The organism is Achromobacter sp. D10 (assembly GCF_035282245.1).
In the GTDB taxonomy this organism is placed as follows: Bacteria; Pseudomonadota; Gammaproteobacteria; order Burkholderiales; family Burkholderiaceae_B; genus Achromobacter; species Achromobacter insolitus.
The window spans coordinates 25,196-48,861 of the sequence record NZ_JAYJLE010000013.1 but is presented as its reverse complement, the minus strand read 5'-3'; the positions used below and the strand labels follow the sequence as shown (position 1 = coordinate 48,861).

General features: G+C 62.9%; 21 protein-coding genes. 6 read left to right on the top strand and 15 right to left on the bottom strand.

The window, feature by feature from the left end; translation table 11 throughout:
* Window positions 1-123: 123 nt before the first annotated feature.
* Window positions 124-906: an aminoglycoside adenylyltransferase family protein gene (locus VCS63_RS25180; protein ID WP_323881354.1), complete on the top strand. Its 783-nt coding sequence runs from the start codon at window positions 124-126 to the stop codon at window positions 904-906.
* Window positions 907-979: 73 nt separating this feature from the next.
* Here the strand turns inward: VCS63_RS25180 and VCS63_RS25175 are convergent, their stop codons facing one another.
* Genes VCS63_RS25175 through VCS63_RS25155 form a run of 5 tightly spaced genes read right to left on the bottom strand, consistent with a single transcriptional unit; the run spans window position 980 to window position 6,047 of the window.
* On the bottom strand, window positions 980-1,699 hold the full coding sequence (locus VCS63_RS25175) for a GntR family transcriptional regulator (protein WP_042793919.1): 720 nt from the start codon (window positions 1,697-1,699) through the stop codon (window positions 980-982).
* Complete coding sequence (locus VCS63_RS25170; protein ID WP_323881351.1) at window positions 1,696-3,363, bottom strand: GMC family oxidoreductase; 1,668 nt, start codon at window positions 3,361-3,363, stop codon at window positions 1,696-1,698. The genes VCS63_RS25175 and VCS63_RS25170 overlap by 4 nt, the downstream gene beginning before the upstream one ends.
* Window positions 3,360-4,358, bottom strand: coding sequence for an ABC transporter substrate-binding protein (locus VCS63_RS25165; RefSeq protein WP_042793920.1), 999 nt, complete (start codon window positions 4,356-4,358; stop codon window positions 3,360-3,362). Before VCS63_RS25165 ends, VCS63_RS25170 begins: the two co-directional genes overlap by 4 nt.
* Window positions 4,359-4,391: 33 nt before the next feature.
* On the bottom strand, window positions 4,392-5,255 hold the full coding sequence (locus VCS63_RS25160; protein ID WP_323881348.1) for an ABC transporter ATP-binding protein: 864 nt from the start codon (window positions 5,253-5,255) through the stop codon (window positions 4,392-4,394).
* Window positions 5,256-5,279: 24 nt separating this feature from the next.
* On the bottom strand, window positions 5,280-6,047 hold the full coding sequence (locus VCS63_RS25155) for an ABC transporter permease (protein WP_042793921.1): 768 nt from the start codon (window positions 6,045-6,047) through the stop codon (window positions 5,280-5,282).
* Between the two features lie 81 nt (window positions 6,048-6,128).
* On the opposite strand from VCS63_RS25155, the gene VCS63_RS25150 reads away from it, so the two are divergent.
* Window positions 6,129-7,295 carry a mandelate racemase/muconate lactonizing enzyme family protein gene (locus VCS63_RS25150; RefSeq protein WP_063962322.1) on the top strand — a complete coding sequence of 389 codons (1,167 nt, stop codon included), beginning with the start codon at window positions 6,129-6,131 and terminating at the stop codon, window positions 7,293-7,295.
* Window positions 7,296-7,346: 51 nt separating this feature from the next.
* On the opposite strand, the gene VCS63_RS25145 is transcribed toward VCS63_RS25150, so the two are convergent.
* Entirely contained in the window at window positions 7,347-8,276 is a 930-nt protein-coding gene (locus tag VCS63_RS25145) for a LysR family transcriptional regulator (protein WP_063640000.1), read from the bottom strand.
* A gap of 141 nt (window positions 8,277-8,417) precedes the next feature.
* On the opposite strand from VCS63_RS25145, the gene msuE reads away from it, so the two are divergent.
* The 3 genes from msuE (at window position 8,418) to VCS63_RS25130 (ending at window position 11,201) form a co-directional block, all read left to right on the top strand.
* Window positions 8,418-8,999: an FMN reductase gene (gene msuE, locus VCS63_RS25140; RefSeq protein ID WP_063962321.1), complete on the top strand. Its 582-nt coding sequence runs from the start codon at window positions 8,418-8,420 to the stop codon at window positions 8,997-8,999.
* A gap of 162 nt (window positions 9,000-9,161) precedes the next feature.
* Window positions 9,162-10,145, top strand: a complete 984-nt coding sequence (locus VCS63_RS25135) for a DUF1852 domain-containing protein (RefSeq protein ID WP_323881345.1) — start codon at window positions 9,162-9,164, stop codon at window positions 10,143-10,145.
* Between the two features lie 27 nt (window positions 10,146-10,172).
* Window positions 10,173-11,201, top strand: coding sequence for a methionine synthase (locus VCS63_RS25130; RefSeq protein ID WP_323881342.1), 1,029 nt, complete (start codon window positions 10,173-10,175; stop codon window positions 11,199-11,201).
* Between the two features lie 175 nt (window positions 11,202-11,376).
* On the opposite strand, the gene VCS63_RS25125 is transcribed toward VCS63_RS25130, so the two are convergent.
* The 7 genes from VCS63_RS25125 to VCS63_RS25095 form a co-directional block, all read right to left on the bottom strand.
* A complete protein-coding gene (locus VCS63_RS25125; protein ID WP_149064391.1) occupies window positions 11,377-13,083 on the bottom strand; it encodes a thiamine pyrophosphate-requiring protein in 1,707 nt (568 codons plus the stop codon).
* Window positions 13,080-13,991, bottom strand: coding sequence for a LysR family transcriptional regulator (locus VCS63_RS25120; RefSeq protein WP_104653572.1), 912 nt, complete (start codon window positions 13,989-13,991; stop codon window positions 13,080-13,082). The genes VCS63_RS25125 and VCS63_RS25120 overlap by 4 nt, the downstream gene beginning before the upstream one ends.
* A 44-nt stretch (window positions 13,992-14,035) precedes the next feature.
* On the bottom strand, window positions 14,036-15,628 hold the full coding sequence (locus VCS63_RS25115) for a rhodanese-like domain-containing protein (RefSeq protein ID WP_323881339.1): 1,593 nt from the start codon (window positions 15,626-15,628) through the stop codon (window positions 14,036-14,038).
* A gap of 41 nt (window positions 15,629-15,669) precedes the next feature.
* The gene (locus VCS63_RS25110) at window positions 15,670-16,656 is read right to left on the bottom strand and encodes a Bug family tripartite tricarboxylate transporter substrate binding protein (protein ID WP_063962310.1); all 987 of its coding nucleotides are present in this window, start codon (window positions 16,654-16,656) and stop codon (window positions 15,670-15,672) included.
* A 28-nt stretch (window positions 16,657-16,684) separates the two neighbouring features.
* Entirely contained in the window at window positions 16,685-17,281 is a 597-nt protein-coding gene (locus tag VCS63_RS25105; protein ID WP_112965734.1) for a hypothetical protein, read from the bottom strand.
* A 555-nt stretch (window positions 17,282-17,836) separates the two neighbouring features.
* Window positions 17,837-18,508 (bottom strand): nucleoside-diphosphate sugar epimerase, encoded by a 672-nt coding sequence (locus VCS63_RS25100; protein WP_323881338.1) that lies wholly within the window; start codon window positions 18,506-18,508, stop codon window positions 17,837-17,839.
* A gap of 13 nt (window positions 18,509-18,521) precedes the next feature.
* The gene (locus tag VCS63_RS25095) at window positions 18,522-19,529 is read right to left on the bottom strand and encodes an AraC family transcriptional regulator (RefSeq protein WP_323881336.1); all 1,008 of its coding nucleotides are present in this window, start codon (window positions 19,527-19,529) and stop codon (window positions 18,522-18,524) included.
* 300 nt (window positions 19,530-19,829) lie between these two features.
* Here VCS63_RS25095 and VCS63_RS25090 point away from each other — a divergent pair, with 300 nt between their 5' ends.
* Window positions 19,830-20,651, top strand: coding sequence for an SDR family oxidoreductase (locus VCS63_RS25090; RefSeq protein ID WP_323881334.1), 822 nt, complete (start codon window positions 19,830-19,832; stop codon window positions 20,649-20,651).
* A 40-nt stretch (window positions 20,652-20,691) separates the two neighbouring features.
* On the opposite strand, the gene VCS63_RS25085 is transcribed toward VCS63_RS25090, so the two are convergent.
* Both VCS63_RS25085 and guaA read right to left on the bottom strand, forming a co-directional pair.
* Complete coding sequence (locus VCS63_RS25085; RefSeq protein WP_323881332.1) at window positions 20,692-21,672, bottom strand: Bug family tripartite tricarboxylate transporter substrate binding protein; 981 nt, start codon at window positions 21,670-21,672, stop codon at window positions 20,692-20,694.
* Between the two features lie 372 nt (window positions 21,673-22,044).
* Window positions 22,045-23,637, bottom strand: a complete 1,593-nt coding sequence (gene guaA, locus VCS63_RS25080; protein WP_042793935.1) for a glutamine-hydrolyzing GMP synthase — start codon at window positions 23,635-23,637, stop codon at window positions 22,045-22,047.
* Between the last annotated feature and the right edge of the window lie 29 nt (window positions 23,638-23,666).

Below are 23,666 nucleotides of genomic sequence, written 5' to 3'. Positions count from 1 at the left end.
GGCATAGTACCAGCGCCGGGCCTCATTGCCGGAGCAACCCGCCATGGCACCTGGCCCGCCCTCGCGCCTGACGCCCCCCGCGGACGACCTGCCGGCCTGCGCAATCTTGGCTACTATCGCAGCATGATCCCAGCTATTCCCCCCTCCATCGCTTCCCAGGTCGCCGCAGCCAGAAGCGTCATCGAACGCCATCTCGGCGCCAACATCGTCGCCATCCATCTCTTCGGCTCGGCCGTGGACGGCGGGCTGCAACCCTACAGCGATATCGATCTGCTCGTCACCGTCGCGACACCTCCAAGCGAGACGGTTTTGCGCGGGCTGGCCATGGAATTGCTGACGGTCTCGGCCCCGCCGGGCGCATCGGCAAGCCTGCGCGCGCTCGAAGTCACGGTGCTTGCGCGTGAACACATCGTGCCCTGGCGACACCCTGCCAGGCGCGAATTGCAATTCGGCGAATGGCTGCGCGCGGACCTGACGGCAGGGCTGATGGAACCGCCCATGCCAGACCACGACCTGGCCATACTCCTTACCAAGGTACGCGGCCACAGCATCCCCATCGCTGGCCCGTCGGCCAGCCAGCTTTCCGAAGCCGTCCCCCGTAAGGACCTGACACGCGCGCTGCTCGATACGGTCGCGCAGTGGAATACGCCCGAGGACTGGGCAGAAGACGAACGCAACATCATTCTTGCGCTGGCACGCATCTGGTACACGGCCGTGTCCGGCGACATTGCCTCCAAGGAACGGGCGGCGACGTGGCTGCTGGACAGGATAGAGGCGCCCTATCGCCCCATCCTGACCAAGGCGCGGGCAAGCTATCTCGGGCTGGAGGAAGACGACCTGGCGCGATATCCGGCCGAGACAAAAGCCTTCATTACCTATGCGCGTCGCGCGATCGAAGCGCTTTGACGATGTTGGATGATTACTGGGCCCCGGGGATGCCGCCTGGCCCGCGAAGCCACGCGCTGGCGTCTTCCCGACGTCAGGGCTTCAGGTCGATTTCCATGCGCACGAAATCGCCGCGATAGGTCACTTCGCCCAGGTAGATGACGCGACGCTCGGGTCCGGTAAACACGCGCCGGACTTCCGCCACCGGCGCATTCACACTGATCCCCAAGTGCCGCGCCACTTCGACGTCGGCGGTCGAAATGGTCAGCACCTGGCGCGCGGTGACGATCTCCACCGAGGGCATGCCCATCAAAATGGGGATGACCGTCTCCTTGCGAAAACGCGAAGGGTGCTTCGCAAAGATGGCTGCATCCAGGTAGATGTTGATGACGCAGTACGGCTGCCCGTTGCGGGCATGGATACGCCGCATGAAGACATACTTTTCCGCGGCAACGCCATCGGACTCGTTCAGCAAAGGCGTTCGCGTCGACTCGTCGATGTTGAGTATGGTCGGGTGCGTATCCCGGTAGACGCTGGACAGGTTCTCGAGCGAAGTCTCGACGCGAAACCAACGGTTGTCCTGGGGAGCGCCCGTCACGAAGGTGCCGCGTCCGCGCTGCGGCGAAAGCAGGCCATCGCGAGTAAGCCTTTCGATCGCCTGCCGCACCGTGACCTTGGCCACGTGGAACTCTTCGGCCAATGCATCCAGTGACGGCAATTTGTCGCCGTTCTTCCAGACGCCCTTAAGGATCCGTTGTCGGAACAGATCCGAAAGTTGAACGTACAGAGGGGCTTGGGCGGTGTCGAGAATCATGGCGTCAAAGTGTCCGCGACTATATCACGCACGGGCCGCCGGACGCCGCTGCGCGCGTCCTCGAGGAGAAGCGCGGCGCCCTTTTCGCCTATCATGATCGCGGCCGCGTTCGTATTCGTCGACACCATCCGCGGCATGACGGAAGCGTCGATGACTCGCAACCGCTCGATTCCGCGGACTCGCAATCGCGCGTCGACCACAGACTCGGCATCGCCCCCCATGCGACACGTGCCCACGGGATGGAAGACCGTTCCGCCCTTGTTGCGGGCGAAATGCTCCAGGGCCGCGGCCGTCGTCACATCGTTTCCAGGCAGATACTCTTCCCCGGTCACCAGGTCGCGAAATGATGGCTGCGCATAAATATCGCGCAACATGCGCAAACCCGCCACCAGCACCTTCGCATCGCGCGGCTCGGTCAGATAGTTCGAAACGATGCGAGGCGATGCCAGCGGATCCTGGCTCACGATTTCCACGGTGCCGCGCGAATCGGGCCGGCATTGCGTCGCCGACGCCGAGAAGCCGGAAAACCGATGCAGCGGATCGCCTGGCTTATCGACCGACAGCGGCATGACGTTGAAGAGTATGTCGGCACGCCCGCCTACCGCGTGCTCGGTCTTTGCCAAGCCACCCACCTGGCCGGCACCGACCGTGAGCGGCCCCCTGCCGTGGAACAACCACTGCGCGCCCATGCTCGCCAGGCTTAAGGGGTTGCGCACGGCGTCATTGAGCGACATGCGTCGCTTCAGCTTGACGATGACGCGCGCCTGATAGTGATCCTGCAGGTTGCGGCCGACTTCCGGCGAATGCGCATGCACGGCGATGCCATGCCTGGCGAGCAGCGCGGCGTCGCCCACGCCGGAGAGCTGCAGCACCTGGGGCGATTGCAGCGCGCCGGCGGCAAGCACCACCTCGGCGTCCGCCATCGCCCGCTTCAACTGCCCATCCTGCACCCATTCCGCGCCCATTGCCCTGCCGCCTTCGATCAGGATGCGCGTAACGTGGGCCCGGGTCTCGATCACCAGGTTCGGCCTGGACCGCACCGGGGTGAGGAAGGCGGTCGCGGCGTCGCAGCGCCAGCGGCTGCCCAGGGTCAGCTGGTAGGGACCCACTCCTTCCGATTCCGCGCCGTTGAAGTCCTCATTGCGCCGGCAGCCATACTCGACCGCCGCATCCACCCAGGCAGCCGTGTAAGGATGATGGTTGCGAAGATTGGAGACCCGGAGTTCGCCCGCGGCCCCGTGGTACTCGGTTTCGCCGGCGTCGTAGCGTTCGGATTTCTTGAAATACGGCAGCACGTCCCGATAGGCCCAGCCTGTCGCGCCAAGCGCTGCCCAGTCATCGTAGTCCTCATGCTGGCCTCGGATGTACAACAGGCCGTTGATGGTGCTCGAACCACCCAGCGCTATCCCACGCGGCCACAGGATCGGGCGATTTCCGGTCTCGGGCTGGGCTTCGATCGGAAACTGCCGGGAGAACCGCGGATCGTAAATGGTCTTGAAATAACCCACCGGCAGTTTCAGCCAGAAATTGCGCGCGGCGGCGCCCGCTTCCAGAAGCAGCACGCGCACAGCAGGGTCCGCGCTGAGGCGATTGGCCAGCACGCATCCCGCCGAACCGCCGCCGATGACGATATAGTCAAAGCCTGCGCAAGCCGAGACGCTCATGCCTTGATCGCTTCAAGATAGGCCGTGGGATCGAAGTAACGCGAAGCGGGAACGGGATTCGGGATGTTCCCCGCCCGCGCAAAGAAGTCCGTCACCTGCTGCAGCCAACGGGTCACAGAACCGTCTTCATACTTGGTGCGCCATTCGGCCGTGGAAAAGTACTTGGCCTGCTTGAACTGCGCCTTGAACTCGGCGAGAGGCACATCCTTGTATTGAGACTTCTGCAATGTTTCCACCGCCGCATCCGGGTCTTTCACGATGGCGTCGTTGGCCTCGCCCCAGGCGGCGATGAGGCTACGGATGGCGGGCTTCTGCGCCTCGTAGAAATCGTTCCTGGCGGCCCAGCCGCCCATGATCGCCGCCTCGGGATAGAAGGCGGAAGCGTCGATCAGCATGCGAGCGTTCGGCACCTTGGACCTGACGATCGTATCGAAGGGGACCCAGAGCGCGACCGCGTTGACCGCGCCGGATACGAACGACGTCACGGCGTCGGCCATGCGCTGATTGACGATCTGCACGTCCTTGCCCGGTTCCAGCTTGGCCGCGCGCAATGCCCTGTCGAGGAACACATGGGCGGTCGTGCCGGTCGTCGTCGAGATCTGTTTGCCCTTCAGGTCGGCTACGGTCTTGATCGAATCGTCGCGCACCCAGAGCTGGGCAGTGCCATATTCGATGTCGTTCACAAGAAAAACCTTGCCCTGGCCGCGCGCGGGAAAATTCGAAACGACCGCGCCGGTGGCCAACACATCGAGGCTGCCGCCTATCATGGCCTGAAAGATCTCAAGGCCCGTGGTGAACACGATGGGCTCCAGTTCCAGGCCGTGCTTGGCATAGCTTCCCATCTGCAGTCCCAGCCACAAGTGCCCGTCGACGGCGGGCGTATGCAGGTAGCCGACGCGCAGCTTCTTGCGGGCCTGGCCGATGACAGGCGCGGCGATTCCCGCGATGGACGCGGCAACGCCGGCCTTGAGTATGGTTCTGCGGTCCAGTTTCATGGAGTCTCCTTGTGTAGGCGCTGCTGACGGCGCTCAATCGGTCGGTCGAACGGATTGGCGGGCCTGGGCTTGGTACTCGAACATGACCAGCTCCCGGATTTCGCGGCTCAACTCGACGAAGCGCGGATCCTCGTGAACCCGCTCCGAACGCGGGTAGCCGAAGGGAACCTCTATCACCTTTCGGACCTTTGAAGGGCGGGCGGTGACCACGACGATCTTCGACGACAGATAGATGGCTTCGTCCACCGAGTGGGTGATCAGCATCACCGTCTTGCCTTCGGTCTGCAGCACTTCGAGCAAGAGATCCTGCATGGCGGTACGGGTCTGGGCATCCAGCGCGCCAAAGGGCTCGTCCATCAGCAGGAATTGCGGCTTAACGGCGTAAGCGCGGGCGATCGCCAAGCGCTGCCGCATGCCGCCGGACAGATGTTTCGGAAAGTGGTCGGCGAAGTCGGCCAGGCCCATCAGCTTCATGTAGCGGTGGCAGACCTCGGCGCGCTCTCGCGGGCTCACCTTGCTGGCTGCAAGCTTCATGCCGAATTCAATATTGCCGCGCACCGTAAGCCACGGGAACACACCATATTCCTGGAAGATCACGCCGCGGTCGGGTCCGGGAGCCGTAACGGGCTGCCCATCCAGCGTCACGGCACCGGCGGTAGGCTGCACGAATCCACCGACGATGTTCATCAAGGTGGTTTTGCCGCAGCCCGAGGGGCCAATGATGGAAACGAACTCGCCATCCCGGATATCCAGGGTTACACCGTCCACGACTCTCATCGGGCCGGTGGCGGTGGGAAAGTCCACCGAGACGTTATCGAAACGGATCCTGACCTTCGGGTCCGAGGACGGACTGGGCGAAGCCGTGTCTACGCTGCGCAGTGGAGTGCTGATGCTCATGGTCTCTGATATTCCGGATCGGTCTCAGGCAATGCGGTCTTGCCACGCCACCAGGCGGCGGGTGGCCGCCCGCAGGGCAAGATCCATCAACATTGCAATCAGGCCGATGCAAATGATCCCGACGTAGATCACGTCCAACTGGAAGAACGACGACGCATTCTGGATGAGCGCCCCGAGTCCCTGCTGCGCCGCGATGAGTTCGGATGCCACCAACGTCGCCCAGGCCACGCCCAGCGCCACCCGGATGGCGGTAAGGATGTGCGGCACGGTCAGCGGCACGATGACCTTGATGAAGATTTCCACGTCATTGGCCCCGAGCGTGCGCGCGACGCGCACAAAAATCGGGCTGATCTGGGCAATCCCCTCGTACATCACGATGACGCCCGCAAAAAAAGAGGCGTAGAACAGGATGACCGTCTTGGCCGATTCGCCGATGCCGAAGTAGACGATCACCAGCGGAATCAGCGCGATCGGCGGGAGCGCGCGAAAGAAGTTGATGACGGGATCGATGAACACCCGCAACCCGCGGTACCAGCCCAGGCAGAAGCCAACGGGCACCGCAACGATGATGCCCAGCGTCACGCCGGTAAAGACGCGGCGAGCCGACATCCAGATGTCCTGCCACAACCGGTCCTTGGAGAGGGTAATGAACTGTTCGACGACCTCGGCCGGCGAAGGCACGAGAGCGGGGCTGACGAGCCCGCTCGCCCGCACCGCCAGCCACAGCGCCAGGAGGCACAGCCAGGGCGCCGCGATGAGCGCGGGGCGCGAGATGAAGGACGGAAGACGCATGGTGTGTATAGAGGGTTAGACCTGAGTTGCAAACCATAAGTGCTAAACATACTATAGACCAGCACTTAACATCTTTATGCCATGACAAACCCTAATACGAATCAAGGCTGGGCCCACAGACCTTTCACGCTGGCGCGCGTCGACGCCTACGTCCTGCGCTGGCCGGTCAAGCGCCCAGTACAGACCTCGTTCGGCACCATGCTTGACCGCCCCGCCCTGCTGGTACGGGTCGAGGACGGGGACGGCGCCGTAGGCTGGGGCGAGGTCTGGTGCAATTTCCCGGGTTGCGGCGCGGAACACCGCGCCCGCCTGCTCGAAACCGTGGTGGCGCCGCTGATCGTCGGCCAGGCCCACGCCTCGGCCGAAGCGGCGTTTGCCCACATGAGCGAACGCACCGCAGTGCTTGCCATCCAATCCGGCGAGCCCGGCCCCATCGCCCAGGTGATCGCTGGAATCGACCTGGCGTTGTGGGACATGCTGTCCCGGCGGGCGGGCATGCCGCTATGGCAGTTCCTGGGCGGCGCATCAGGAACAATCAGCGTCTATGCAAGCGGCATCAACCCCGACCGTCCCGAGGACACGGTGCTCGCCAAGCATGCGGAGGGCTATCGCGCCTTCAAGCTCAAGGTGGGCTTTGGCGACGAACGGGATCTGGCCAACGTCAAGGCGGTCCAGGCTCGGCTGCCCCAAGGCAATAAGCTCATGCTGGACGCCAATCAGGCCTGGGACCTGGAAGGCGCGCTGCGCATGGCCGGCCATTTGAGCGCGTACGCGCCGATGTGGCTGGAGGAGCCCCTACGGGCCGACCGCCCGGCGGCCGAATGGACGCACCTGGCCGAAAGGACGGACATCCCGCTCGCCGCCGGAGAAAACCTGATCGGTGCGGCTGCCTTCGAGACGATGATCAACAGCCGGGCCCTGAACATCGTGCAACCGGATCTGGCCAAATGGGGCGGCATCTCTGGCTGCCTGCCCGTCATCGACAGGATTCACGAAGCCGGACTGTGTTATTGCCCGCACTTCCTCGGCGCGGGCGTCGGCCAGCTCGCGTCCGCGCACGTCCTCGCAGCCAAAGGACGCACCGGCGGCATGCTGGAAATCGACTCCAACGAGAATCCCCTGCGCGTGGCTCTCAGCCCGGCATTGGATGTGATCGTCGACGGACGCGCGAACCTCGGAAATGCGGCGGGCCTGGGAGTGCAGCCGGACATCGCGCTGTTACGGGACCTTTGCGGGGCGCGTCCGTAACGCCTGGCTGGCGTAGGGGCCTGCCCGCCGTGACCGGCAGCAGGTCCCGCTTTAGCGGACCTCGCCGACCTCGCTCCCTTGCGCAATGGCGGAGACGGTGGCTGATTGGCGGGCCAGTTCGATGAAGGCCCGCACGTAGTCAATCGCAGTGTCGGCCTCGCGCGCGCCCAGGAATATCTGCTTGGCGATACCGCGCGCGCCCAGCCTCACGGGCACCACGTCCATCCTGGCCGCGTACTCCTCGACCAGCCAGCGCGGCAGAGCGGCCACGCCACGGCCGCTCGCCACCATCTGCACCATGATGTCCGTGGTTTCAATGGCTTTGTGGCGCCTGGGCGTGACACCGGCCGGCAGCAGGAACTGGTTGTAGATGTCCAGGCGCTCGATGTCCACGGGGTAGCTGATGAGCACTTCCTGGGTCAACTGCTGAGGTTTCACGTATGCCACCGAAGCCAGGGCATGGCCCTTGGCCACGACCAGTACCTGCTCATAGTCGAACACGGGCTCGAACTTCAGGCCCGGCTTGAATAATGGGTCGGGCGTGACCAGCAGGTCGATCTCGTACCCGAAAAGCGCGCCGATCCCCCCGAACTGGAACTTCTGCTTGACGTCCACATCCACGTCGGGCCAGGCAGCCAGATACGGGGAAACCACCTTGAGCAGCCATTGGTAGCAAGGGTGGCATTCCATGCCAATGCGCAGCGCGCCGCGCTCGCCCTGCGCAAACTGGCCTAGGCGCTCTTCGGCCAGATCCAGTTGCGGCAGCACGCGGTTGGCCACCGCCAGCAGGTATTGGCCGGCCTGGGTCAAGCGCAGGCTCCGGCCTTCGCGCAGCCAAACGTCGGTGCCCAGTTGCACTTCCAGCTTCTTCATGCTGTGGCTCAAGGCCGACTGGGTCAGGTTCAACACGCCCGCAGCGGCCGTCAAAGACCCTTGCTTCTCGACCTGCTGGACGATGCTGAGGTGGATGCGCTCAAGCATTCAGATGATTCCTGCTCATGGATTCGTGAAATAAAACCATTTTACTTCATCATTACCCTCCTCTAGTATCCGCTGCCAGCCTCTGCTGCACCTGCACAAAAGCAGGCGCGGCACCGCACAGACCCATTCATGTGAAGCAAGATGACTCGTCCACTCCGTCTAGTAGCCGTTTCCGGCGGACTGCAACGCCCCTCCAAATCCGCCGCCCTGGCACAGCACCTGCTGGACCTGATCGCCTGCGAAGTCCCATGTAAACAGCACTTGGTTGAATTGGGTCAACTCGCCCCGCAACTCGCTGGCGCGGTTTGGCGTTCGCAACTGCCCGACGCGGTAGAGCGGGAACTGGCCACGGTCGAGCAAGCTGACGTCGTCGTGGTAACAACCCCGGTCTACCGTGGCTCGTATACGGGGCTGTTCAAACACTTTTTCGACTTCATCGATCAGGACGCCTTGATCGACAAGCCCGTCATGCTGGCGGCCACCGGCGGCAGCGAACGCCACGCCCTGATGATCGATCACCAGTTGCGGCCCCTGTTCAGCTTCTTCCAGGCCCGCACCCTGCCGCTGGGCGTCTACGCGACCGACAAGGACTTCGCCGGCTACCGCCTGCAGGACGAAGCCCTGATCGAGCGGGCCAGGCTGGCGATCCAACGGGCCTTGCCCTTCGTTGAATTGATGCGCCAACCGCAAGCCGCCACCGCGGAAGAAGTGGTCGCTGCCTGACCACACCCGGACCGCCGGCCCGGCAGCCGCTGCCGGCGCCTCCAACCCGGCAATGCCCTTTGAACGCCCGGCGCAAGACGCAGTTGTAGCGCCTTGCGCCCATTAAAAACGGCGTCAAGTCTCTGCCGACACTTTTCACAGAAATCAGCGCACCACATCAAAATGAGCAACGACTTCACTTTCAACATCAAGAGCATCCGCTTTGACGAAAATTATCAACCGTCAGACAGCACGCGCATAACGACCAACTTTGCCAACCTGGCCAGGGGAACGAGTCGCCAGGAGAATCTGCGCAACACCCTGCGGATGATCGACAAACGCTTCAATAGCCTGGCGCATTGGGACAACCCCAAGGGCGATCGCTACGCTGTCGAACTCGACATCATTTCCGTTGAAATGAATATGGGAGCCGAAGGCAACAGCGCCGCCTTTCCGCTGATCGAGATCCTGAAGACGAACATCGTCGACAGAACCAACAACGAACGCATCGAGGGCATCGTCGGGAACAATTTCTCGTCCTACGTGCGCGACTACGACTTCAGCGTGCTGCTGCCGGAGCACAACCACAATAAACCCACGTTCAGCACGCCTGAGGATTTCGGCGACCTGCACGGAAAGCTGTTCAAGCACTTTGTGAACTCCAGCGCATACAAGGAGCAGTTCAGCAAGCCGCCGGTGATCTGCATCAGCGCCTCAAGCAGCAAGACCTACCATCGGACCGAAAACCAGCACCCCATCCTGGGCGTCGAGTATCAACAAAACGAATTCTCGTCGACCGACCAGTACTTCGAAAAAATGGGCTTGCAGGTTCGTTACTTCATGCCGCCGGGCAGCGCCGCGCCCCTGGCGTTCTATTTCCAGGGCGATCTGCTTGGCCACTACACCAACCTTGAGCTGATCAGCATCATCAGCACGATGGAAACCTTCCAGAAGATCTACCGCCCCGAGATCTACAACGCCAATTCCGCGGCCGGCAAGCTCTATCAGCCGAGCCTGCAGAACCAGGACTACTCGTTGACCCAGATCGTCTATGACCGGGAAGAACGCAGCCAACTGGCCGTCAAGCAGGGCAAGTTCACGGAAGAGCACTTCATCAAGCCGTACAAGAACGTGCTCGAAACCTGGGCAGCCAACTACGCGCGTTAATCACCCAAACACACGGAATCACCAATCATGAAAAAACTACTGCCCACCTCTACCGCCGGCAGCCTGCCCAAACCTTCCTGGCTCGCTCAACCTGAAAAGCTCTGGTCGCCCTGGAAATTGCAGGACGACGAACTGACCGAAGGCAAACAGGACGCCTTGCGCCTGGCCTTGCAAGAACAGCAACACGCAGGCATCGACATCGTCAGCGATGGCGAGCAGACCCGCCAGCATTTCGTCACCACGTTCATCGAGCATCTCGACGGCGTCGATTTCGAAAAGCGCGAAACCGTCAGGATCCGCGATCGCTACGACGCAAGCGTCCCGACCGTCGTTGGCGCCGTGAGCCGCCAAAAGCCTGTTTTCGTCGAAGACGCCAAGTTCCTGCGCGAGCAGACCAAGCAGCCCATCAAATGGGCCCTGCCCGGCCCCATGACGATGATCGACACGCTGTACGACGCCCACTACAAGAGCCGGGAAAAGCTGGCTTGGGAATTCGCCAAGATCCTCAACCAGGAGGCCCGTGAGCTGGAGGCCGCCGGCGTGGACATCATCCAATTCGACGAGCCTGCGTTCAACGTCTTCTTCGACGAGGTGAACGACTGGGGCATCGCCACCCTGGAACGGGCAATCGAAGGCCTCAAGTGCGAAACCGCCGTGCATATCTGCTATGGCTACGGCATCAAGGCCAACACCGACTGGAAAAAAACGCTGGGGTCCGAGTGGCGTCAATACGAGGAATCCTTCCCCAAGCTGCAGCAATCCAATATCGACATCATCTCCCTGGAATGCCACAACTCCCATGTTCCAATCGATCTGATTGAACTCATTCGTGGCAAGAAAGTGATGGTCGGCGCCATTGACGTGGCGAGCGACAAGATTGAAACGCCGGAGGAAGTGGCCAACACCTTGCGCAAGGCCCTGAAGTTCGTCGATGCCGACAAGCTGTATCCCTGCACGAACTGCGGCATGGCGCCGCTGTCGCGCGCCATTGCGCACGGCAAGTTGCTCGCTTTGAGCGAAGGCGCGGAGATTGTTCGCAAGGAACTCTTGGGTTGATTCGGAGCTGAAACCGTAGGGTGTGCGGAGAATGCCGAAGCAGTAGTTGGACTGTCCTCTGCGCACCGAGTAGTCATGAAAAAGGCGCCGGGGCGCCTTTTTTCATTTGCCGAGCGACGCGCCCGGCGATGTCTCCCCGCGCGACGCCCCCCTTACACCCACGCGGACGGGACAGTCAGGGAGCCTCCTGCGACAGTGCCTTCTCTTCGGCGGTCATGATCTCCAGAACCGCGGGGCGCCCCGTGTCGGCGACTCTCGCGGCCTCGCGCAGCTTGTCGATCAGCGTGCGGGGGTCCTCCACACGCGCCGTCCAGGCGCCCAGGCCCCGCGCAATCATCTCGTAGTCGCCTGACAGATAGCGGGTACGATGGGTCGTGCTCGATAGCGGCATGTGCTTGTCATAGCCGCCCATGCAGCCGTTGTTCATCAGGAGCGTCACCGTGCCGATCTGGTTCCGCACGGCCGTCTCCAGGTCCATGGCGCACTCCCCGAACGCCGCGTCGCCCAGCAGGTGCGCCACCAGCGCTTCAGGCCGCGCCATCTTGGCGCCAAGGGCCAGCGGCAGGCTATAACCCAGATGGGTAGAGCGCCCCCAACCCATATACTCCCCCGGCCGGCGGCAGCGGTAGAACGGACTCAACTGGTCGCGCGGACTACCCGCGTCATGCGTAATGATGACGTCGCGCTCCGCCCAGGCGATCTGAAGATCATGCACGACGCGGTACGGATTGATGGGGGTCGAGTCCGACGTGAGCTTGTCGTGCCAGGCCTTGAGCCACGCCTGACGGATGGTGTCCAGCTCGGCGCCGATCCGTGCAGTCCGGTCCCGGTCTGGCCGCGCGCCGAACTCGCCCTTCAACATGTCTATCATCTGCCTCAGCACGAGCCTGGCATCGCCCAGGAGGGCGAAGTCCAGCGGATAGTCCTTATTCAGGTCCGACTCGTCAACCGCCAACTGAATCGCCCGCTTTCCTGCCGGTAGCGGCGCCGCAAACACCGATTTGGTCAGACTCGCGCCGATGCCGAAAATCAAGTCGGCGTGCCGCAGCCCATGCGACACTGTCGCCGGCCACGCCATGCCGCCGCTGCCCAGCGCCAGCGGATGCATCTCTGGAAAGCCGCTCTTGCCGGACAGCGTCGTCATCGTCGGAATCGAGAGCAGTTCGGCCAGTTCCACAAGTTCAGGCGTAGCCTGCGACTGCAATACACCAGCGCCAGCGTGCAAGATGGGGCGTTCCGCGGCCAGCAACTGGCGGCATGCCTCTCGCACGACATCCGGGTCGCACAGTGTGCGAATCGCCCTGATGGGCGCATGCCGGGACGCCGACGCGCCGATGGGCTGTTCCATCACGTCCATCGGCAATTCCAGCGCCACCGGACCGCGCCGGCCGTTGCGCAGGCCAGTGTAGGCGCGTCGCAGCATTTCGCCCACCCGGTCCGGCCGGTTGATGCGCGCGACCCATTTGGTGATGTTCTGATAGTGCTTGGCCGTTTCAAAATTGGGCCGCACATCCAGGCGTGACTCGTTCACCCCGCCCGGCAGCATCAGCACCGGAGACGAGTCGGAATAGGCCTGCGCCATGGCGCCGAAAGCGTTCTCGCACCCCGGCCCGTACTGCACCGCACACACCCCCACCCGCTCGCCTAGGCTGGCCCGGGCGTACCCATCGGCCATGCCGACCACGGCGCGCTCGGTCCGCGCCACCACTGGACGTATGCCCGCCGCGGTAGCCGCGTCGATGAGCGAATTGATCGGAAAGCAGAACAGCAGCTCAGTATTTTCCGCCTTCAGTATCCGGGCAACCTCGTCAACCGCCTTGCGGTCGGAAGGAGGACGGATATCGGTCGTCTGGGATGCCGCTACGGGCAGGGATGCATTCATGTTGTCTCTGTCTGTTGTTGAAATGCCCGGCAGTAATCCAAGAATTTGGATGCCAGGATGGAAAGCGGCTGGGAGCTGGAGTACAGCGCCCCTACCTCGACGATGACTTCCGGATGGAAAGGCCTGATCACGACATTGGCATCGCGAACGGCACCCAACGTAAAGGCATCGACTACAAAAGCCCCGGCACCAGCCTCCACCAGTGCCATGGCGGCGAGCATCGTGCCCGCCTCGATACGCATCCGCGGCCGGACTCCGTGGGCGTCCAGGATGCGCGTGATCCGATCGTGCACGCGGGTGATCCGGTCGTTGAAGCGCTTGCGTGGCACATTGATGAAATCGACTCCTTGCAAGTCCATCGGCCCTATCGTTTCCAGCTCCGCCAAGGGATGCCCGGCGGGCAGCAGGCACACCGCCGGCGTACGCGCGATCGGCAACGACTCAATGTCCGGGTGATCCACCGGCAGCGTCGCAAAACCGATCTCCGCGCTGCCGCGTGAAACCGCATACACCACGTCGTAATGTCGCTGCACATCGAACATCACCGTAATTCCCGGATGTTCGCGCATGAATGCCGTCACCAGCTTGGGCAAGGCTCCCTGCTGCAGTGAATTCATGACGCAAATCTTTAAGGTGCCGCTGCCGATCTGCGCAATGCGCTGAGCTGCTAGCTGAATATCCTTCAAACCGATGTACGAGCGCATGGCCTCGACATGCAACGCCCTGGCCTCGACGGTCGGCACCATCACCCCCTGGCGGCGGTCGAACAGCTGGAATCCCACCTCCCGTTCCAGGCGGGCCAACAATCGGCTCACGGCCGATTGCGTCACATACATGGACTCCGCCGCTCGCGTCACCGTCCCCAGGTCAACCACCGCCAGAAACGCTTCGATCTGCCTGAGATTCATATCGTCTTTCTCCTCCTGTAGGTAGAGAAAGCTCTATCAGAGGCTCAGGCCTTGTACAAGTCGAAATGCACGGCGGGATGGTGCTGCACCGCATCAAGCAAGCCCACTTCCCAGCCCAGATAGGCACGCATCGCGGCCTCGCGATCCTTGGCCTCGAATGGCTTCACAAAAGCGTCGTCGGGCTCGTGCAGGGGATGGCCCTCGCCCTCTTCCAGCGGCAAGCCCTCCTGGCGCCAACGTTTCATGCCACCCCGCAGGACATACACGTCCCTGTCGGTCTGACCAGCCACGTCCGCATAGCCGAGCTCCGCGAGCACATGGTCCGGCGACACCAGCAACAGCGGACGGCCTGGCGGCAGCGGGCTCAATGCATCGGCCAATCTGGACCGGGTGAGCCAGCGCGCGCCCGGCAGATGCCCTGCCTGGTAATCCCGGTAGCTGCTCAAATCGATGATCTCGCACTCATCCAATCGGCTCGCCGCCTCGGCGGGAGCCAGCCAACGAGCCTGAACACCCTCCAGCCCCGCGACAATCGCCGCCTGCGGACCGCTGACGAGGCTTGCAGCGTCCACTGTTGCGGCGCGCAAGGTAAGCACGTCAGCGTGCCCCATCTGACGCAGCCACGAGGCCGTCATCACGTCGCGCACCCCGTGCGGGTCGTACAACACGATGCGTGCATTGCGCACTGCCACATAGGTATCCGTCGCCTGCACCAGCTGGCCGCCGGGCGCATGAACAGCGTGCGCCGGATGTCCCGCTTCGAACTCCTCCTGCGAGCGCACGTCGAACAGATAGACCGACCGCTCGCCGCTTTCGAGTAGGCGGTAGCACTCCGCCGCGTCGATCTCGCCGATGCGAAAACGCTCGCGTATCGCCACCGCTCGGCGGCGCGCCACCTCCAGGGCCTTAGCGCTCGGCTCCGGCGCGCGGCGCGATGATCGGGTCTCGATCTGATGGCCCGCCAGCGACCAACCCATCGTGCCGTTGCGCAAGGCATAGACGGGATTGGGCACACCCGCATTGATCAACGACTGCGCGCCGATGATGCTGCGCGTGCGGCCGGCGCAATTGACCACCAACGTCGTCGTCGGGTCGTCCGCCAGCTCCGCGTAGCGCAGCACCAGCTCTGCCCCCGGCGTGCTCACCGAACCGGGAATCGTCGCCCGCTCGTGCTCGGCGGGCGTGCGGCTGTCCATAATCACCACTCGCTGGCCGGACTCCTGCATGGCCTTCAATTCATCAGCTGAAATCGAGGGCGTGCTGCAACCATGCTCGACATACTCCCCGAATGCTTTGCTGGCCGTGTTGAAGCCCGTGAACAAAGGTAGGCCCAACTCTCCCCACGACGGCGAACCGCCCTTGAGCAGGACCGCGCCCGAATAGCCGAGCTCACGTAGCCGATGCAGCGCGCGCCGGTCCAGCTCATCGCCCGCGCCAGCGACGACTAGGGGCACATCGCGGCGGGGAAACAACCTGGGCGCCCGCAGTTCCAATTGCGACAGCGGAAGGTTCACCGCGTGGAACAGATGCGGCGACACCGAATGCGCCCCTTCCTCTCTTGGATCAACCACGGCGCACTCCGCGCCGCTTTCCAGACACCGCTTCAGCCACTCTGCACTGACTGCTTCCCCAACCATTCCTGTCCCCTTTGCCCAATTGATTCGCTATCTGTTCGCGCTCAATCTATGGACGCGCCAGCCTGCTTGACCAGATCTGCCCAGAACGCGACCTGCTCTCGCACAAACGGGTCGAACTTTCCCTCATCTTTGGGATTCGCCGGCTGATACCCCGCTTGCTCCAGTTGCTCGCGGATCCTGGCGGAGGCCAGTGTGCGAATCGAAGCCTGCTCGAGCGCCTCGACGGCATCCGCAGGCGTGCTGGTCGGCACGACCAATCCGAACCACACCTCCGTACGCTCAAAGCCCGGCAAGCCCATGTCCGCCAGAGACCGCGCGTCCGGCAGGCTCGGTGGAGGCTTGAGCGAAGTACAGCCCAGCACTCGCAGCCGCCCCGCCTTAATCTGTGCCAGCGCCGAAGGCAGCGACGCCATCGAAAAATCGACCTCGCCCGAAGCCACCGCCATTACCGACTCCGCTGGACCGCGATACGGGATGTGTTCAGTCTGGAGCTTGGTTTCGCTGCTGAACAGCACGCCCGCCAGGTGCTGGGTTGTGCCATTGCCGGGCGAGCTGAACATCAGCGACTTGCCATCGCGGGGTTTAAGGTCCTTCAGCGTCTTTACCGGACCGGCGGCCGGAACCACCAGCACGTTCGGGGTAGAAGCAAACTTCACCACTGACGCAAAATCCCGCAGCGGGTCATAGGGCAGATTCTTGTAGAGCGCCCGGTTGATCGCCATCGTGGCCGTCGACCCCAGCCCGAGCGTATATCCGTCCGGCCGGGCGTGCGCCACCGCAGCCATGCCGATGCTGCCTCCCGCTCCCGGCTTATTGTCCACAATGATGTTCTGCCCCAACTGCTGGCCCAGCTCCGGCGCAAGAATTCGCACCAGAATGTCGTTGGCGGAACCCGGCGTATACGCCACGATATAAGTGAGGACCTTCGCCGGGAAACGACGCTGGGCTCGCAACATCCCCGGAAGACCAGCACAGCCCAGTGCAATCACGGATTTACTACAGAGACTCAAGAGTTCACGTCGTTTCATTCTTTTCCCCTTCCAGCGGTTCGCGCGCTTACGTTGGCTTGACGTTCGGATTCGGCGGGAAGGTCTGCCGCTTGCCACTGGGGTCGAACTGTTCACGATCGACCTGGGCTTCCAGCGCGCGCTCGTAGAACCGCAGCTGCCACACGGGCTCGTCGCCTACGCCCTGCACGTGAATGCTGTGGATGTCCTCGCCCAGCAAGGCGACGCCCACGCCGGGTCCGACCATGACGGTCTCCCTCTGCCGGAATTCACCCGAGCTGTCGACTTCGTACAGCCGGTTTTCCTCCGCGCCCACCATCCCGACCAGCACCGCCCAGTTCTTGTGGTTATGCGGCGGGCTGGATTTTCCAGGCAGCGCCAGCGAGAGATATAAGGCGCGGCCGGTGCCGTCATCGTCGTTCAGGCGGTAGGCGACGAAATCCTTGAACGTGCCGCGCACGGCTGGCTTGAACTCCGTGGTGACGAAAACATCGCTATGGCGCGCCAGTGAAAGCAATTCGTTCTTGATGGCCTCAAGAGCGTGGCGAGTCTGGCCATGGTCTTGTTCGATGGCCCGGACGCGCGCCATGGTTTCTTCGACCAGCTTGCGACGGCGCGCCACCAATTCGGGCGTGGGTTCACGCATAGTTGTCTCCTTTGGGAGCAGTGGAAAATCAACGCATAAATGAAACTCCATGGCTTGAAGATTGAAGTCGCCCCGGTATTCTGTCAATTTCCAATATGCTTGAGCAGTATTCCATTACGTCATACTATTCAAAATGCTTCCGCCAGGAGAATGCAAAGATAATCCTCCGCCGCCACCCCAAAAAACATCATTAGTTCCGGCATTGACGTTAATAAAATCACTATCGGCCACGCGATTTATGGCGGCGATAATCAATTCATTAATTGCCGTGAAAATAGAATGACAGAAGGGAATCGGGTCGCTTGTCCGTCGACCGAGCCTTGTGGTCGCGGGACCTCATTCAATGCCCGCTTTTGATCAGAGCTCCGTCCGATGCAGAAGATTTGGTTTTCCAACGCCAAAAGCCGCCGCTCGACAAAATGCAGTCAGACTACATGCCGACCCACACATGGGGCCGCCAGGCGTACTTGGTCCTCCATGCAGCAGGTGCTACGCAACGAAAGGGCGGCCGCGGCGAAGACAGCGTCAAAACCCGAGCAAGCTCGGCCTGCCCGGTCAGCGCGCTTCACCCATCTGCGCGAGCACATTGGACGGCAGTACCACCACGCCTTCGGCCGTCGGCACCGTCTTGACCAGCGCCTGCGCCACCGCCTCCGCGCGCACAGGGCGATATGCGCCAGGCAGCAACGGCGCGAGCAACTTCGCGACCGGGATTGCGATCCGCTCCCCAATGCGCGGCGGCTGCTGCAGTCCCTCCCGATAATCCAGCAACAACGAGGGTTGAGCGATCACCAGCGCCGTCAGCCCCAGCGCTTTCAGAGCGTCCTCCAACTCGCCCTTGACGCGGTTATAGAACACCGACGATTGCGAGTTCGCCCCGACCGCGCTCACCAACCCCGCTCGCCGGGCACCGGCAGCGTACGCAGCCCTGGCCGTCGCCAGATTGGCCGACAGATCCACGGCGCGGAACGCCTCCTGGCTGCCCGCCACCTTGATGGTCGTCCCCAGCGCCAGATACACCTCGTCGGCAGGTGGCAGCACAGGTAAATTGCCGAAATCCACCACGTGCACCTGGAGCTTGGGATGACTGACCGGCAGCGCCCGGCGGCCCAGGGCATGCACCTTGGCAACCGTCCGGTCCATCAGCAACGCCTGCAGGATCCGGCCGCCCACCAGGCCTGAGGCGCCGGCGAGCAATACTCTTCGTTGATCGGCTAGCGTGGACATGATGAGGCTCCTCTCAATTCAGGCGCCCGGCATGGCGCGCACTGTCCGGGGTCTGCCCGGTCCAGTCCTGAAAGGCGCGATAAAAGGAATTCGGATCTTCGAACCCCAGCAGAAAGGCGATTTCGCCGCCCGACATCGGCGTGTTTTCCAGGTAGTGGCGGGCCAGGCTCTCGCGTGTGGCATTGACCAGCCCCCGAAAGCTCTCCCCTTCGGATTCCAGGCGGCGCTGCAACGTGCGCTTGCTCAAGCCCAGGCGCTCGGCCGTCCTCTCGATGGTGGCAGCGTTGCCGGGCAGCAGCTCCAGCAGCACCGCGCGCACGCGCTCCGCCGTCGTCGCCGTGGCATCGAGCTCACTGAGCCGGCGGCGAAGGTCGGGCTCGAATACGCGCCACATGCCTTCATTCACCGTAAGAAACGGGCGCGAGACATCCGCCGCCGAAAACGTAATGCTCGGGCCCATCCCCGCTTGCAGCGATACGCCAAAGAAACTCTCATAGCGCCGGGCATAGTCGCTGGGCGGCAGTCGCGGCAGCGTCGCCCGCAGCGCATTGACCGGCTCCCGGGTCGCCAGTCGCGCCAACCGCAGGAAGAATGCGATCTCGGCCACCTGCAACGAGTACGGCACCTCGGCAGGCGCCGGGAGCCAACGAGGCTCCACCGACAGCTCGCCAGCCTTGCCCACGTCCAGTTCCAGGCTCATCGGCGCCACAAGTTGCTTGTACTTCGCAAGGCGCTGCACCGCCTGCATGAGATTGGCGCTGCACAGCGCAGCGAACAACGGCGGGCTGAACGACTCGGCCGACAAAGCCTCGACGATGCGCAAGGGGAACATGACATCGCCCGTTTCGGCCTCCAGAGCGTTCCAGAAGCGGAAATACGCTTCCGTCGACAAGCCGTTGCCGCCGCGGGACAGCAAATCGTCTGGCAGCCCTGCGCGGCGCAGCACGTGTCCGGACCGGACACCCAGATCCTTCAGCAGCGCCTGCCAGCCGATGTCCAGGGAAAAGGTTTTGGTTTGCATCGCCGGAACTCTATCGTCATTCGAAGGGGCGCATGCCCTTCCCCGATCATGCGCAAAGTATAGAGAACCCGAGCGTTCCGCCTAATTCAAATTGCGCCACATCGTCAGCAAACCACGCCACTCGACGCCTTTCGGATTCGCCAGCGCCAGGCTGGCGCGGCTTGCATCGAGATTGGCGCGAATCGCTAGAGCGCTGTCGCGGCCTGCTTTTTAAAGTGTGTTTTACGGCGGCGCCACCAGCGACGCACCATCTCTTGGAACGCGCCCCGTCGACCCTCGACACTTGAAGGAGCCAACCCCATGACCCGCCAAACCATACTCATCACCGGCTGCAGCAGCGGCATCGGCCGCATGACCGCCAAATACTTCCAGGAACGCGGATGGAACGTCGTCGCCACCGTTCGCTCCCGCCCAGAGCAGGACCAGGAACTCAACGCGCTCGACAACGTGCTGGTCACCCAGCTCGACGTCACCAAGAAAGACACCATCGACGCCGCCATCGCCGCAGGCATCTCGCGCTTCGGCAACATCGACGTCCTGCTCAACAATGCCGGCTACGGCTCGTATGGGCTGCTGGAGGCCACGCCCGAGCACAAGATGCGCCGGCAGTACGACGTCAACGTCATCGGCACCATGCTGGCCATGCAAGCCATCCTGCCTCACTTCCGCCAGCGCGGCCAAGGCACGATCATCAACATTTCCTCGATGGGCGGAAAAATCACCTTCCCGCTGGGCACGCTCTACCACGGCTCGAAATTCGCGGTCGAAGGAATGAGTGAAGCACTCTCCTATGAGCTCGCTTCCATCGGGGTCAGCATCAAGCTGGTCGAGCCCGGCGTCATCAACACCAACTTCGCCACCAGCTCATTCGACATGAACCTCGATCCGAGCCTGACCGAATACCACCCCGTCGTCGAGGCAGTGATGGGGGCATTTGGCACAATCGCCGCCAGCGGCTCCGAGCCGGTCGTCGTGGCGCAAACCATCTGGGAAGCCGCCACCGACGGGACCCAGCAACTGCGCTACATCGCCGGCGAAGATGCCAGGCAGATCATCGCGGCGCGCAAGCAGATGGACGATCCCGAGTACCTGGCGCTGGTACGGGGGCAGATGGGATTGTGAGTAGGCCTGACCCAGGCGTTCGATCGTATCGTCGATCCAACTACTGTTCCTTCAACCCCAACGACTTCATCAACGGGGCGAACAGCTTTTTCTCGTCCTGCACCCGCGCGGCATAGTCGGCCAGGCTCAACGGCAGCGCCTCGGCGCCAGCGTCCAGGAAGCGCGTCTGGATCTCAGGCCGCGCCAGCACCTTGTTGATTTCGGCGTTCATGCGATCAACCACGTCATCACGGGTGCCGGCGGCGGCATACACGCCAAAAAGGCTGTCCGCGAAAACGCCGTCGATGCCTACCTCGGAAAAGGTTCGTATGTCGGGCGCCACGGCGGCCCGTTGCCGGCTCGCCACCGCCAGCACCTTCAGCTTGCCCGCTTGCACCATGGGAAAGACCGTAGCCGGTCCAAACGCGAAGTCGATCTGGCCGGCGGCCAGGTCTTGTATCGCCGGCGCCACGCCGCGATACGGCGCATGGGTGGCCTGCATGCCGGTAGCCTGCTTGAGCAGCTCGCCAGCCAGGTGCGGCGTCGTGCCGTTGCCGGCAGAACCATAGTTCAGAGGCTCGGGCCGCTTACGGGCGTATTCGACGAACGCCTCGAGCGTATCGACGCCCAGCGAGGACCGGACGAACAGGAACAACTGGCTGTTGGCCAGCAAGGCGACCGGCCGCAGGTCCCGCTGCGGATCGAATGGCATGCTGGCGAACATCAACGGGTTTACCGATTCGGTCGTCGATGGATTGAGCAAGAAGGTATGGTTGTCTTGGCCATTGCGCGCCACCTCGGCCGCCGCCACGTTGCCGCCCGCACCGCCCCGGTTCTCGACGATCACGGTCTGCTTCAAGGCTTCGGCCAAATGCGGCTGCACCGTGCGCGCCAGCACGTCGACCAGCCCGCCAGGCGCCAAACCCACGACCAGACGCACCGGCTTGGCGGGCCACGCCTGCGACGGCGTTTGCGCATGGCTGCCCGTCGCCCAGCCAGTCAGCGCCAGCATCATCACGGCCAGGCAATGTCTACGCAGCATGCAACTCTCCTCATAGGGCGCCACCGCGCGATCCTGCGTACGGTGCGTCACGCGCGCACCCCCGGTGAACCGCCGTGATGCCTCATCGCGGCGGCTGCCCTGCATCTGCCGCTCATTCTTCACAAAAGTTTAAGCATAAAGAATCCCGGATTACCCTAGTTTGCTGGCGACGTCGACGCGACATTGCGAAATTGCTTAGGCCCGCACAAAAAAACGGGAGGACTCGAATCCGAGTCCTCCCGTTCTTACTGCAAGGTCTACCCTCAAGCGCTTTAGCTGATCAGCAATAGTGGCTGACCGTCGCCTAGACCTACATATTCAGAATCAATGGGTTGTGGCCATTTGCGGTCGCTAGCGGTAGTCCCGCGAAAATCATTCCCACTCGATCGTCGCAGGCGGCTTGCTCGACACGTCGTACACGACCCGATTAATCCCGCGCACTTCATTGATAATCCGCGATGAAACCCGAGCCAGCAGCGGATGCGGCAGCGGCGCCCAGTCGGCGGTCATGAAGTCGAAGGTTTGCACGGCGCGCAGGGCCACGACGTATTCGTAGGTGCGGCCATCGCCCATCACGCCCACCGACTTCACCGGCAGGAACACGGCGAAGGCTTGGGAGGTCAGCTCGTACCAGGTCAGGCCGCTGGCCTCGTCCTTGGTGTTGCGCAGTTCTTCGATGAAGATGGCGTCGGCGCGGCGCAGCAGCTCGGCGTATTCATGCTTCACTTCGCCGAGGATGCGCACGCCCAGGCCGGGGCCGGGGAACGGGTGGCGGTAGACCATCTGCGGCGGCAGGCCCAGGGCCACGCCCAGTTCGCGGACTTCGTCCTTGAACAGTTCGCGCAGGGGTTCCAGCAGTTGCAGGTTCAGCGTGTCCGGCAAGCCGCCCACGTTGTGGTGCGACTTGATGGAGGTGGCCTTGCCGGTCTTGGCGCCAGCCGATTCGATGACATCGGGGTAGATCGTGCCCTGGGCCAGCCACTTGGCGCTCTTCTGCTTGCCGGCCTGTTCCTGGAACACTTCGACGAATTCGCGGCCGATGATCTTGCGCTTGGCTTCCGGATCCGCCACGCCGGCCAGCTTGCCCATGAATTGGGCGGTGGCGTCGATGTGGATGATCTTCACGCCCATGTTTTCGGCGAAGGTCTGCATGACCTGCTTGCCTTCGTCCAGGCGCAAAAGGCCGTGGTCGACGAACACGCAGGTGAGCTGGTCGCCGATGGCCTTGTGGATCAGCGCGGCGGCAACCGAGGAGTCCACGCCGCCGGACAGGCCCAGGATGACTTCGTCCGATCCGACCTGCTCGCGGATGCGGGCAACGGCTTCGGCCACGTAGTCGGGCATGTTCCAGTCGCCCTGGCATTCGCAGATTTCGTTCACGAAGCGGGCCAGCATGGCCTTGCCCTGGACGGTGTGCGTGACTTCGGGGTGGAACTGGACGGCGTAGAACTTGCGGTCTTCGTCAGCCATGCCGGCGATAGGGCAAGATGGCGTGGAAGCCATCAGCTTGAAGCCCGGGGGCAGTTCGGTGACCTTGTCGCCGTGGCTCATCCAGACCTTCAGCATGCCGTGGCCTTCGGGCGTGGAGAAATCCTCCAGGCCTTCCAGCAGCTTGGTATGGCCGTGCGCGCGGACTTCGGCGTAGCCGAATTCGCGGTGGTCGGAGAAGCTGACCACGCCGCCCAATTGCTGCGCCATGGACTGCATGCCATAGCAGATGCCGAGGACCGGCACGCCCAGTTCGAACACCGCATGCGGCACGCGCATGGAGCCTTCTTCGTAGGCGGAAGCGTGGCTGCCGGACAGGATGATGCCCTTCAAGCCTTGCGCCATCTGGTCGCGCACGAAGGCGTCGTCGACGTCGCCGGGGTGCACTTCGGAGTAGACGCCGGCTTCGCGGACGCGGCGGGCGATCAGCTGGGTGACTTGCGAACCGTAGTCGAGAATAAGGATGCGCTGGTGCATGGAGACTCTACCGGTAAAGAATAAAACCG

What these genes read in the sequence shown, in the direction of transcription:
- VCS63_RS25125 (WP_149064391.1), bottom strand. Translation starts at nt 13,083, where the DNA reads ATGAATGCATCCCTGCCCGTAGCGGCATCCCAGACGACCGATATCCGT.
- VCS63_RS25095 (WP_323881336.1), bottom strand. Translation starts at nt 19,529, where the DNA reads ATGCAAACCAAAACCTTTTCCCTGGACATCGGCTGGCAGGCGCTGCTG.
- VCS63_RS25180 (WP_323881354.1), top strand. Translation starts at nt 124, where the DNA reads ATGATCCCAGCTATTCCCCCCTCCATCGCTTCCCAGGTCGCCGCAGCC.
- VCS63_RS25100 (WP_323881338.1), bottom strand. Translation starts at nt 18,508, where the DNA reads ATGTCCACGCTAGCCGATCAACGAAGAGTATTGCTCGCCGGCGCCTCA.
- VCS63_RS25160 (WP_323881348.1), bottom strand. Translation starts at nt 5,255, where the DNA reads ATGAGCATCAGCACTCCACTGCGCAGCGTAGACACGGCTTCGCCCAGT.
- guaA (WP_042793935.1), bottom strand. Translation starts at nt 23,637, where the DNA reads ATGCACCAGCGCATCCTTATTCTCGACTACGGTTCGCAAGTCACCCAG.
- VCS63_RS25155 (WP_042793921.1), bottom strand. Translation starts at nt 6,047, where the DNA reads ATGCGTCTTCCGTCCTTCATCTCGCGCCCCGCGCTCATCGCGGCGCCC.
- VCS63_RS25135 (WP_323881345.1), top strand. Translation starts at nt 9,162, where the DNA reads ATGAGCAACGACTTCACTTTCAACATCAAGAGCATCCGCTTTGACGAA.
- VCS63_RS25110 (WP_063962310.1), bottom strand. Translation starts at nt 16,656, where the DNA reads ATGAAACGACGTGAACTCTTGAGTCTCTGTAGTAAATCCGTGATTGCA.
- VCS63_RS25085 (WP_323881332.1), bottom strand. Translation starts at nt 21,672, where the DNA reads ATGCTGCGTAGACATTGCCTGGCCGTGATGATGCTGGCGCTGACTGGC.
- VCS63_RS25115 (WP_323881339.1), bottom strand. Translation starts at nt 15,628, where the DNA reads ATGGTTGGGGAAGCAGTCAGTGCAGAGTGGCTGAAGCGGTGTCTGGAA.
- VCS63_RS25170 (WP_323881351.1), bottom strand. Translation starts at nt 3,363, where the DNA reads ATGAGCGTCTCGGCTTGCGCAGGCTTTGACTATATCGTCATCGGCGGC.
- msuE (WP_063962321.1), top strand. Translation starts at nt 8,418, where the DNA reads ATGACTCGTCCACTCCGTCTAGTAGCCGTTTCCGGCGGACTGCAACGC.
- VCS63_RS25145 (WP_063640000.1), bottom strand. Translation starts at nt 8,276, where the DNA reads ATGCTTGAGCGCATCCACCTCAGCATCGTCCAGCAGGTCGAGAAGCAA.
- VCS63_RS25165 (WP_042793920.1), bottom strand. Translation starts at nt 4,358, where the DNA reads ATGAAACTGGACCGCAGAACCATACTCAAGGCCGGCGTTGCCGCGTCC.
- VCS63_RS25090 (WP_323881334.1), top strand. Translation starts at nt 19,830, where the DNA reads ATGACCCGCCAAACCATACTCATCACCGGCTGCAGCAGCGGCATCGGC.
- VCS63_RS25175 (WP_042793919.1), bottom strand. Translation starts at nt 1,699, where the DNA reads ATGATTCTCGACACCGCCCAAGCCCCTCTGTACGTTCAACTTTCGGAT.
- VCS63_RS25105 (WP_112965734.1), bottom strand. Translation starts at nt 17,281, where the DNA reads ATGCGTGAACCCACGCCCGAATTGGTGGCGCGCCGTCGCAAGCTGGTC.
- VCS63_RS25130 (WP_323881342.1), top strand. Translation starts at nt 10,173, where the DNA reads ATGAAAAAACTACTGCCCACCTCTACCGCCGGCAGCCTGCCCAAACCT.
- VCS63_RS25150 (WP_063962322.1), top strand. Translation starts at nt 6,129, where the DNA reads ATGACAAACCCTAATACGAATCAAGGCTGGGCCCACAGACCTTTCACG.
- VCS63_RS25120 (WP_104653572.1), bottom strand. Translation starts at nt 13,991, where the DNA reads ATGAATCTCAGGCAGATCGAAGCGTTTCTGGCGGTGGTTGACCTGGGG.